Consider the following 9,753-nt stretch of genomic DNA (forward strand, 5'->3'; position numbering starts at 1 on the left):
CTGGACGGTCGTAACGCTTCGTTGGGGGACGGGGTGCGGCGGGCGTTGGGGCGTGAGCCGCGGGACTTCGCCGACTTCGCCCGCGAGGCCGCCGCTTCGGGCGTGTGGAACGTGTGATCCGGCTCGCCGGTGGCGGCCCGAACAGGCCGCCACCGGGCGGGCGTCGGTCGTGTATCCGGACATAACAGTGGAGGTTTGGCCATGTCGGACGGCAAGCAGGTCTGGTCGAGTGAGCAGGGCGTGGGCTCGCTGCCCGGGCACATCCGGGGCTTCGGGCTGATGCACGTGGCGATGCGCCGGGACGCCGCGCGGCTGAGCGCGGCCGCCGCCCGGGGTTCGTCCGCGGGCGGCTGGGGCCCCGCGGCGGCCCTGGCGGACTGGTTCGGCCGGCTGCGGGCCGTCATCGACTGGCACCACCACAGCGAGGACGAGATCCTCTGGCCCTTCCTGCGCGAGCGGCTGGCCGGCTTCGACGGCGGCGGCATCCTGGAGCAGGACCACGAAGCGCTCGACCGGACGATGCGCCGGGTCGCGGACGTGCTCTCCGCCCGCCGGATCGCCGAACTGCCCGAGGCCGCGGCGGGGTTCGAGAACCTGATCCGCGAGCACCTGGGGCACGAGGAGCCGGTGGTGTTCCCGGCGATCGCGGGCCTGCCGGTGGACGAGTACCTGCGGGTGGAGCGGCGGATCATCCAGAGCGCGCCGGGGCAGGTCATGACGTACCTGCAGCCGTGGATGTTCGACGGCGCGGACGCGGCGTCCGTGCGGGCCGTGTCGGCCACCATCCCGGGCCCGGTGCGGCTGATCGGCCGTACGGTGCTGGAGCGCCGGTACCGGCGCACCCTGAACCCGGTTCTGTGACCGCCGGCCCCTTTCCAACTCCCCTGGACTCCTCCCGGCACTCCTCCCGGCACTCGTCGCGGCACCCGGCACTCTCCGGTGCCGCAAGTGTCGTCGCGCGTAGCGGGGTTCCGGTTGTCGCGGTTCCGTTGCGGGCGGCACCGCACGGTGGGTGGTGTCGTTCGTTCCGCTGTTCGCCGGCGCCGCGTCCTGCGGGGCCGGGAGAGTGAAAAGGGGTCCTGTGATGCGTTCGGATCAGAGGTCGGCACCGGTGTCGTACGCGGTCCCGTCGGCCATCGGCGGTGTGCGGCCGGGGAGTTCACCGTACGGCGGAACCGCCGGGCAGGGCCGCGCCGCCGGGCCCGTCCTGGCGGGCGCCACCATCGCGATGGGCCTGATGGCGGGCCTGTTCTTCGCCTTCGACGTGTCGGTGATGCCCGGCCTCGCGGCCGGGGACGACCGGACGTACGTGACGGCGATGCAGCACATCAACTCGTCGATCGAGAACGGGATGTTCGGCCTGGTCTTCGTCGGAGCCTTCGCCGCCACCGGCGTGGCGGCCTGGCTCCAGCACAAGGCCGGCCGGCGCCAGGCGGCGCTGTGGGCGGCCGGGGCGACGGTGCTGTACGTGGTGGCGCTGATGGTCACGATGGGCGTCAACATCCCGCTCAACAACGAGCTGGCGGCGGCCGGCGACCCGTCCCAGATCCACGACTTCGCCGGCGTGCGCGCCAAGTTCGAGGGCACCTGGGTGGCCGCCAACATGCTCCGCACACTGCTCTGCACGGCGGGCCTGGCGGCCCTGAGCCGCTCGTTGGTCCTGCATGGCCGGTTCAGCCGCCTGGGCCGCTGAGCGGCCCGGCCGCGCGCCGCAGGGCTGCGCGGCCGCGGGGATGCCCGTCCGCCTCGTGCGGGCGGGCGTTCGTGCGTTTCGGGTGCGGCGGGCCTGCTGCCCCCGGGCTCGATGGCGGGGCGCCCGAGTGCGCCGGGGCGTGCGCCGGTGCGCCGGGCCAGTGCTGTCGGTCAAGTCACCTGGGACGTCCTGGACTTGGCGATCCGGGGGCTATGGGTGGAGCATGGGCGGGCCCGGTCGTTGCGGTGCGCTTGCGCCGTTGCCGGGCCGTACGGTGGTCGGCGTGTCCGGTGAGCTGGAGAGGGGGCGGGGTCTGTGGTGGCGGTGATACGTCCGTACCTGATCCGGGGGAGAGCGGTTCCCCTGGCCAGATATCTGGCGGAGGAGGACATCGAGGGTCTGGTGGCGTGTTCGTGCATCGGGAACGAGGTCACGATCGACCTCGTGGACACCCGGATCCTGGTGACCCTGGCCGACGTGGCGGGGGCGGTGCGGCTGAACTTCGACATGGTCCAGGACGGTCCGGCCAAGGCGCGTTCCTGGTCCCGGCGCCTGCCGGGCGACGCGGGGCCGGGCGAACTCGCGGCGCGGATAGCCGTGGACGTGCGGACGCTGGCCCGGGAACTGGCCCCGCTGCGGCGCAACCCCCCGCGCAGGCCGGGAGAGGGCGGGCGGTAGGCACGGACGACCGGCCCCGGGCCCGGCAGCGCCGCGCTGCCGGGCCCGGGGCCGTCGCCGTGGTGGACGCGCGTCAGAGCGTCACCAGCCAGGACAGGCTCCCGGTCAGGTGCTCGCGCAGCGCCGGGTCGGCCACCGCCGGGGTGGGGTCGGTGGCGACGGCCGTGAGCAGGTGCGGCCGGGAGCGGGGTCCGCCCGGGTGGAGGGCGGCGAGGTCGGGCGCGGTACGCCCGCGCTGTCCGGGCAGCTCGCGTCCGTCCAGGAACCAGCGCAGCCGGGTGCCCGGGACGGGCAGGTCGACGGTGAGGCGGCTGGCGGAGGTGAGCCGGGTGGCGGTGGAGACGGGACTCGTCAGCGGGGTCGCGTGACGGTAGAAGCCGGCGATCATCGCCTCCCGTCCGGGCAGGTTGAACTCCCGCCCGAGCGAGCGCATGATCGAGTTCTCGGTCGGCCGGTACAGCCCCGTCGGGTAGTAGCCGCCGCCCTCGTACGCGCCGACCGTCCCGCCGTCGGGTGACGTCCGGCCGAGCCAGCGGGACCACTTGGTGCCCTGGGCGCGCATCCGGTCGGCGGTCAGCGTACTGATGTTGGCCTCGGCCGGCTCCGCGCCCTGGTAGGTGCCCTGGCCGTCGTACGCGTACTCGTCGGCGAGCTTGCCCAGCGAGTGCCCGGTCTCGTGCACCGCGATCTGCCCGGACTTCGCGTTGCCGCCCGCCACGGTGGCGATGCCCTCGTAACCGAGCGGGGACTTCACGTCGTTGTAGCCCGCGCCGCCGTACTTGGTGCTGTTGGCCACCACGATCACCAGGTCCGCCTGCGGGGCCTTGGCCGCGTAGCGCTCGACCGCCTTCTCGTCCACGCAGAGCAGCCGCTCCACCCCGTCGCACCAGAAGTACGAGCCCAGCGCGGTGTGCCGGACGGTCGTCTGGTCCGGATCCCCGGAGACGCCCGACTCGGGCGAAACGGCCGACACCGCCCAGACGTTGAACAGGTTGCGGTAGGTGGCGTACGGCTCGACGGCGGTGATCTCGCGCCACTTCTCGGCAGCGTCGCTGCGGAACTTCTCCTGTTCCTGCGTCGCGTAGCCGTCGCCGATGACCACCACGTCGAGCTTGGCGGCCGGATCGCCGTTGCGCACCAGCGCGGTGACGTCGCCGTCGTCCTGGAGCGGGGCCACGCCCTGGGCGCGGGAGCCGGCCGTGTACGGGGAGCCGCCGGGGACGAGGGCCCGGGAGATGCCGCCGTCCTCGCCGAACACCTCGACCGGGTGCCGGCCGTCCGCCGGAGCGGCTATGGGGACGGCGCCCGTCGTGGGTCCGGGCGGGGCTCCGGGTGCGGCGAGCGCGGGAGCGCCGCCGAGGAGGGCCGCGGCCAGGGCGGCGGTGAGGAGGGTTGCGGCGGTTCTGGTCCTGCGGCTCCTGGTACTGCTGGGCATGGGTGGCCTCCCCGGTGGTGGCGTGAGCGGGAGGTGGCAGCCTATTTCCCATGTTGAGAACCTGACAACCTGTGAGGGGCATTCCGGATCCGCTCCGGGCCGCTACTCCGCGGACATCCCGCTGATGACGGAGACCGCGAGCAGCCAGGCCAGGACGGCCAGGGTCACGGTCACGGGCAGCGGCCAGTCCATCAGGAGGAGCATGGCGGCACCCACCAGCGTGGTGACCGCCACGGGTACGGACATCCCGGCCGAGATCCACCAGGAGCGCACGTTCGGCCCGAGCAGGCCGCCCGTGATCAGGGCCGTGCCCGCGCCGATCAGCAGCGCCAGCTTCAGGATGGCCAGCCACAGGGTGTGCGGATTGCGCGCCCGGTGCCCCTGGTGGTCGACCTCGACCACCTGGCCCCTCCAGACCGTCAGGTTCACGACCGTGTCGATCCGCACGTCGTCGTAGAACGCCTCCCCGACGTCGTAGGTGCCGGTCGGAGCCTTCTCGCGGGCCACGGTCAGGGTGTACGAGGTCGAGTCGCCGTCCCGCTCCACCGCCCTCTTCGTCACCCGCCCGCTCTCCCGTAGCGTGCAGTCCACCCCGGGCCCGATCGCCGGAGCGCCGCAGACCGGGGCGCCGCGGTACGCCCACCCCTCGTGGTACGCGCCGACGAACCGCGCGAACCCGAGGCCGACCGCGGACAGTCCGAGCAGCAGGAGCAGGGCCTGCGCCAGGACCCGCGGCGTCAGCGCGGTGGCCCGCCCGCGCGGCCGGGCGTCCTGCGGGCCCGGCGGCTTGCCGAACAGCGTCATCGGACTCCCCCTCGTCTGGACGTCGGTCGCCATGCGGGCCGACGCCCCGGCACGCCGTGGGCGGCTCCGGGGGCGGCACGGACTTGGATGATGCCAGGGGCGCGTGCGGGGCGGGAGGAACCCGGCACCGCTGTAACGGACTTGTGCCATGCCGGGGGTGCGGGAGGTACGCCGGTGACCGCGTGTTTTCGGTCGTTCCGGGCGCGGGCGGACAACCCCTCGGCCCCTCCGCCCGGGCGGGTCCCCCGATCCCGACCCGGACCCCGACCCTGGCCCCGACCTCTCCCGGGCCGGTTCCCGGTCACGCGTCCCAGGTGACCGGGAGGCTCTTCACCCCGTAGATGTCCGCGGCCTCCGGCCGCAGGCCGACCTCCTCCGCCGGTACGGCCAGGCGCAGCGTGGGGAAGCGCTTGACGAGCGCGGTGATCGCGACGCTCAGCTCGACGCGGGCCAACTGCTGCCCCAGGCACTGGTGGACGCCGTGGCCGAAGGCCAGGTGCCCGGCGTACTGCCGCCGGAAGTCGAGCACGTGGGGATCGGCGAAGCGCTCTGGGTCACGGTTGGCGGTGTTGTACGACAGGATGACCGTCGTGCCGGCCTTGATGGTCTGGCCTCCCAACTCGACGTCCTCCAGCGCCGTCCTCATGAACGACTTGGCGACGCTCAGGTACCGCAGCAGTTCCTCGACGGCCCGGCCGGTGAGCGTGGGATCGGCGCGCAGGTCGGCCAGCTGCGCCGGGTTCTGCAGCAGCGCGAAGGTGCCCAGCGCCAGCATGTTCGCGGTGGTGTCGAGCCCGGCCGCCAGCAGGATCAGGCTGACGCCCCTCAGCTCCTCATCCGTGAGGTCGCTGTCCATGAGGTCGCTGAGCACGTCGTCGGTGGGGTTCGCACGCTTGGCGGCCACCAGCTCCGCGAGGTACTGCTGGGTCGCCGTGTAGGCCGCGATCAGCTCCTCGTCGCTCGTCTCCCCGTTCACGAACGAGTCGATCTGCTCCTGGAAGGAGCCGCGGTCCTCGTACGGCACCCCCAGCAGCTCGCAGATCACGATGGCGGGGATGGGCTTGGCGAACGCGGTCACCAGGTCCGCCGACGGCCCGGCCGCCTCCATGGCGTCCAGGCACTCGGCGGTGATCTGCTCGACGCGCTCGGCGAGCAGCCGCATCCGCCGCACGGTGAACTTGCCCACCAGCGGCTTCCGGTAGCGCCCGTGCTGCGGGTCGTCCATGAGGAGGAACTCGCCGGGCGGAGCCGGAGGAATCTCGAAGTCGCCCACGTTGATGAGCTCCTTGCGCGAGCTGAACCGCGGGTCGGCCAGGACCGACCTGACCAGCTCGTACCCGGTGATCAGCCAGCCGGCCGCCCCGCCGGGGTGGGTGTAGCGGCTGAGGGGGCCGTGCCGTCGGGCGTCGGTCAGCTCGGCCGGCGGGTCGAAGGGGCAGCCGGGCGGGCGCGCCGTCGGCAGCGTGGTGACGGTGTGGACGGATTCACCCATGACCGTTCCTCATCTCGCGGAAATGCGTCTTCGGGACTCTTCGAAAGCTACGTTGCATTCAGCATGGTCGCAATTGGTCGAAGCAGTTATCCCAGGTGAACAGCGGTAAATTGATGCAATGACGCTGAGGTCGAATGCAATGCCGCATTGCAATGGATGAATGCGAAGGCAATACTGGCGGCATGCCAGGAGGACGACTGACCCAGCAGGACCGCCAGCGCATCGCGGCCGGACTCGCCGACGGGCTCTCCTACGCCGAGATCGCCAGGCGGCTCGCTCGGCCGACGTCGACGATCAGCCGGGAGATCGGGCGCAATGGCGGCCCCAGCGGCTACCGGCCCGAACAGGCGCACCGGGCGACGGTCCAGCGCGCGCGGCGCGGCACCCCGGCGCCGCCGCCCGCGGACGGGCCCTCGGACAGCCCGACGGGAGAGGAGATCATCGAGATGGCGGTCAGGACGGGGCTGCCGAGGATGACGGCGCGCGTGCACATCGACCTGCTGCTGTCCGAGGACGGCAGGCGCACCGCGGCCGAGCTGACCCGCAGGCTGAACGTCAGTGCGGCCTCCGTCTCCGTGGCCGTGAACTACCTGGTCCAGCACGGGTACGTCCGGCGCGAACGCGATCCGCAGCGGCGTCGCGACATCTACGTGGTCGACGACGAGGCCTGGTACCACTCGATCATGATCGGCTCGCGGGAGACGCTCGGGACGGCGCGGATCGCGATGACGGCCGCGGCGGAGTTCGGGCCCGACAGCCCCGTGGGGCAGCGGCTGGCCAGGGGCGGGACGTTCCTGGAACGCGTCATCCGGGACATGATGGAGTCCGCCGACCGCTGGCGTCACCTCCTGACGTGACCTCGTGGCGTTGCGTCAACTCGCTGTCCCCGCAGGCCAGGTGCCCGTCCGGCCCGGCCTGGTCCGGCGAGGGGGAGTGCCGGCCCGGCCGACTCGGCGCCGGGGTAGATTCCCGGGCATGACGACCACCGACCCGCTGAGCCCGGTCTCCCGTACCGCCCTGTCCGTCGCGCTGGTGCGCGCCTACGAGAGCTCCCGCCCCGAACCGCTCTTCACCGACCCCTACGCCGCCGCCTTCGTCACCGCCTCCGGCATGCCGATGCCCACCTCGGGACCGGCGAGCGGCCTCGCCAAAGGCCTGGTGGTCCACGGCATCCTGCGCACCCGCTTCTACGACGACCGCCTGCTCGCCGCCGGCGCGGACCAGGTCGTCCTGCTCGCGGCAGGCCTGGACGCCCGCGCCTACCGGCTCGACTGGCCGGCCGGCACCCGCCTCTTCGAACTCGACCTCGCGCCCGTCCTGACCTTCAAGCAGCAGGTCCTGGACGAACTCGGCGCCGACCCGGCCGGCGAACGCACCACGCTGCCCGGCGACCTGCTGGACCCGGACTGGCCGCGCCGCCTCGTCGAAGCCGGCCTCGACCCGGAGCGGCCCACCGTCTGGCTGGCCGAAGGACTGCTGGTCTACCTCACCGCCGACCAGGCGGCCGGCCTGCTCACCGCCGTCGGCACCCTCTCCGCCCCGGGCAGCCGACTGCTGCTCGAAAAGGGCCGGGACGTGACCAGTACCCCGCAGGACCCGGCCCTCGCCCACATCACCGACCTGTGGCAGGGCGGCCTCGGCCCCCACACCCACGAGTGGCTCGACGCCCACGGCTGGAACACCCGGCTCACCCTGCTCGACGAGGTCGCCGCCGCGTACGGCCGCCCCTTCCCGCCCGGCTCGGGCCCGAGCACCACCGGCTTCATCGAAGCGGTGCGCACCGGCGACAACGGCCTGGACAGACCTGCGCGTTGAGGACGAAGGCCCAGGTGGGGCAGACGGGGCAGACGGCGGCGTCGGCGATGAGCGTGAGCGTGTGGGCCAGTGCCATGGGCCGGGCTCCTTGCCGGTCGGGTGGTCCCTCTGACCGATCCGTCGACTGTCCCCTCGGTGCTGCGGTGCTGCGGTGCCGCGGTGCTGCGCGCTCAGCCGGTCGTGGTCCCGTGCGGGATGGTGAGGGCGGTGAGGAGGACGGCATCGGTGCTGGTCCAGCGGCCGTGGCAGCGGCCGGGCAGGTGGGGGTGGTGGGCGGTGAAGGTGCGGTCGGGGTGGAGGCGCACGGAGATGCCGGCCAGCCCGGTCCAGCGTCGGGTGAGCGGGTAGCAGGCCTTGTAGGTGGCCTCCTTGGCGCTGAAGAGCAGTCGGTCCCAAGGGACTTGGCCGTGAGGTAGCCGGCCGATCCGGTGACGCTCGTCCTCGGAGGCGGTGAGGGCGAGGACCCCGTCGGGGAGCGGCAGAGCAGGCTCGGCGTCGATGCCGAGCGAGATGACATCGGCCGCGTGCGCCGCAGCGCAAGCGGTGTAACCGTCGCAGTGGGTGATGCTCCCGACGGTCCCCGACGGCCACTCGGGGGCCCCGCCCGGCCCCGGGAGCAGCGGGACCGGAGGGTGGCCGAGCTGGGCGAGAGCACGACGGGCGAGCGTGCGGGCGGCGGTGAACTGCCGCTGCCTGCGGGGCGATCGGCCACCGATGTGGGCGCGCTCCGCAGGAAGGAGCGCGCCCTGGGGCGGCGGCCCGAAGGCCTCGGTGCAGTGGACAGTTGGCGGCAGGAGCCTGCCCAGCTCGGTGGTGAGGGAGGTGGTGGTCACCGCTGCGAAGTGAGTGTGAGCTGGTGGATCTGGCGGGCGATTTGGTGAGGGGCTTCGAGCGGGAGGATGTGGCCGGCGTCGGAGAGGGTGTCGACGGTGGTGTAGGGGAGGTGGGTTTGGAGGGTGCGGATGTGGGTCTGGCCGACAGAGGTGTCGTGGGTGCCACGAAGGATCGTGGTGGGGGTGGTGATGTTCCGGAGGTGGGGGGTGTGGTCCATGGTGCTGGTGGAGGCGAAGGTGGTGAGACGGGTGTGGGGGTTGGTGTTGGCGAAGAGACGGCGGTTGGTCTCCTGGGTGTGAGCGGGGGTGTTGGGGTGGAGGGTCTTCTTGAGGAGCTGGCGGCCGAGCCGGGGGCTCTTGAGGGCGCGCTGGAAGGCCTTCGTCTTCATGATGCGGAGTTCGCCCGGAGGGGTCTGCTGGTCGTCGGCGGCGCTGGCGGCGAGGAGGAGGCCGACGAGGCGCTGGGGCGCGGTGCGGGGGGCGTCGGCGTAGAGCTGGGTGGCGTAGGCGAGCGCGGCGTAACCGCCGCCTGAGTGGCCGGCGATGACGACGGGACGGTGAGGGGCGAGGGCGTCGGCGACGGTGGCGAGGTCGTGCCCGAGTTGCTGGATGGTGAGGGCCTTGTCGCCAAGGGTGCTGGTGCCGTGGCCGCGCTGGTCGTAGGCGACGACGGTGTGGCCCTGGGCGGCCAGCAGTCGGGCCGTGGCGTGCCAGACGGTGTGGGTGGCGCCCCAGCCGTGGGCGAGGACGATCAGGGGCGTGCTGGTGGGGGTGGTGTCGTGGGGGTCGATGTGGGCGGGGTGGTGGATGGCGACGGTGAGGCGGGCGCCGTCGGGGGTGGTGGTGGTGAGGTCGGTGATGGTGATGTCAGTGGTGGTGGTCACGAGGTGCTCCTGTCTGCGTCTGTGGTGTTTGTGTTGTGTGTGAGTTGGTGGTTGAGGTTGGTGAGGGCGTTGTGGGTGGCTTTGGTGTGTTGGTTGGGGATGGTGTGTTTGGGGAGGAG

General features: G+C 72.6%; 10 protein-coding genes and 1 pseudogene. 6 read left to right on the top strand and 5 right to left on the bottom strand.

What is annotated here, in order from left to right:
* The 4 genes and pseudogenes from ACIP37_RS37430 to ACIP37_RS37445 all read left to right on the top strand — a co-directional run.
* Nucleotides 1–117, top strand: a pseudogene (locus ACIP37_RS37430) (NmrA family transcriptional regulator); the annotation flags it as partial.
* A gap of 84 nt (nt 118–201) precedes the next feature.
* Entirely contained in the window at nt 202–861 is a 660-nt protein-coding gene (locus ACIP37_RS37435; protein WP_400807885.1) for a hemerythrin domain-containing protein, read from the top strand.
* 223 nt (nt 862–1,084) lie between these two features.
* Nucleotides 1,085–1,693, top strand: coding sequence for an anthrone oxygenase family protein (locus ACIP37_RS37440; RefSeq protein ID WP_363589724.1), 609 nt, complete (start codon nt 1,085–1,087; stop codon nt 1,691–1,693).
* 444 nt (nt 1,694–2,137) lie between these two features.
* A complete protein-coding gene (locus tag ACIP37_RS37445; protein WP_380425384.1) occupies nt 2,138–2,371 on the top strand; it encodes a hypothetical protein in 234 nt (77 codons plus the stop codon).
* A 73-nt stretch (nt 2,372–2,444) separates the two neighbouring features.
* Here ACIP37_RS37445 and ACIP37_RS37450 read toward each other — a convergent pair whose 3' ends face one another.
* The 3 genes from ACIP37_RS37450 to ACIP37_RS37460 all read right to left on the bottom strand — a co-directional run bounded on the left by ACIP37_RS37450 (nt 2,445) and on the right by ACIP37_RS37460 (nt 6,102).
* Entirely contained in the window at nt 2,445–3,806 is a 1,362-nt protein-coding gene (locus tag ACIP37_RS37450) for a M64 family metallopeptidase (RefSeq protein ID WP_363589596.1), read from the bottom strand.
* 102 nt (nt 3,807–3,908) lie between these two features.
* Entirely contained in the window at nt 3,909–4,610 is a 702-nt protein-coding gene (locus tag ACIP37_RS37455) for a hypothetical protein (RefSeq protein ID WP_400845393.1), read from the bottom strand.
* Nucleotides 4,611–4,911: 301 nt separating this feature from the next.
* The gene (locus tag ACIP37_RS37460) at nt 4,912–6,102 is read right to left on the bottom strand and encodes a cytochrome P450 (protein WP_363589600.1); all 1,191 of its coding nucleotides are present in this window, start codon (nt 6,100–6,102) and stop codon (nt 4,912–4,914) included.
* 182 nt (nt 6,103–6,284) lie between these two features.
* On the opposite strand from ACIP37_RS37460, the gene ACIP37_RS37465 reads away from it, so the two are divergent.
* Nucleotides 6,285–6,959: a helix-turn-helix domain-containing protein gene (locus ACIP37_RS37465; RefSeq protein ID WP_400807876.1), complete on the top strand. Its 675-nt coding sequence runs from the start codon at nt 6,285–6,287 to the stop codon at nt 6,957–6,959.
* A 118-nt stretch (nt 6,960–7,077) separates the two neighbouring features.
* Complete coding sequence (locus ACIP37_RS37470; protein ID WP_363589602.1) at nt 7,078–7,917, top strand: SAM-dependent methyltransferase; 840 nt, start codon at nt 7,078–7,080, stop codon at nt 7,915–7,917.
* A gap of 170 nt (nt 7,918–8,087) precedes the next feature.
* Here ACIP37_RS37470 and ACIP37_RS37475 read toward each other — a convergent pair whose 3' ends face one another.
* Complete coding sequence (locus ACIP37_RS37475) at nt 8,088–8,750, bottom strand: 4'-phosphopantetheinyl transferase superfamily protein (RefSeq protein ID WP_363589604.1); 663 nt, start codon at nt 8,748–8,750, stop codon at nt 8,088–8,090.
* Entirely contained in the window at nt 8,747–9,634 is an 888-nt protein-coding gene (locus ACIP37_RS37480) for an alpha/beta hydrolase (RefSeq protein ID WP_363589606.1), read from the bottom strand. The genes ACIP37_RS37475 and ACIP37_RS37480 overlap by 4 nt, the downstream gene beginning before the upstream one ends.
* Nucleotides 9,635–9,753 lie beyond the last annotated feature (119 nt).

The organism is Kitasatospora sp. NPDC088861, assembly GCF_044750105.1.
Lineage (GTDB): Bacteria > Actinomycetota > Actinomycetes > Streptomycetales > Streptomycetaceae > Kitasatospora.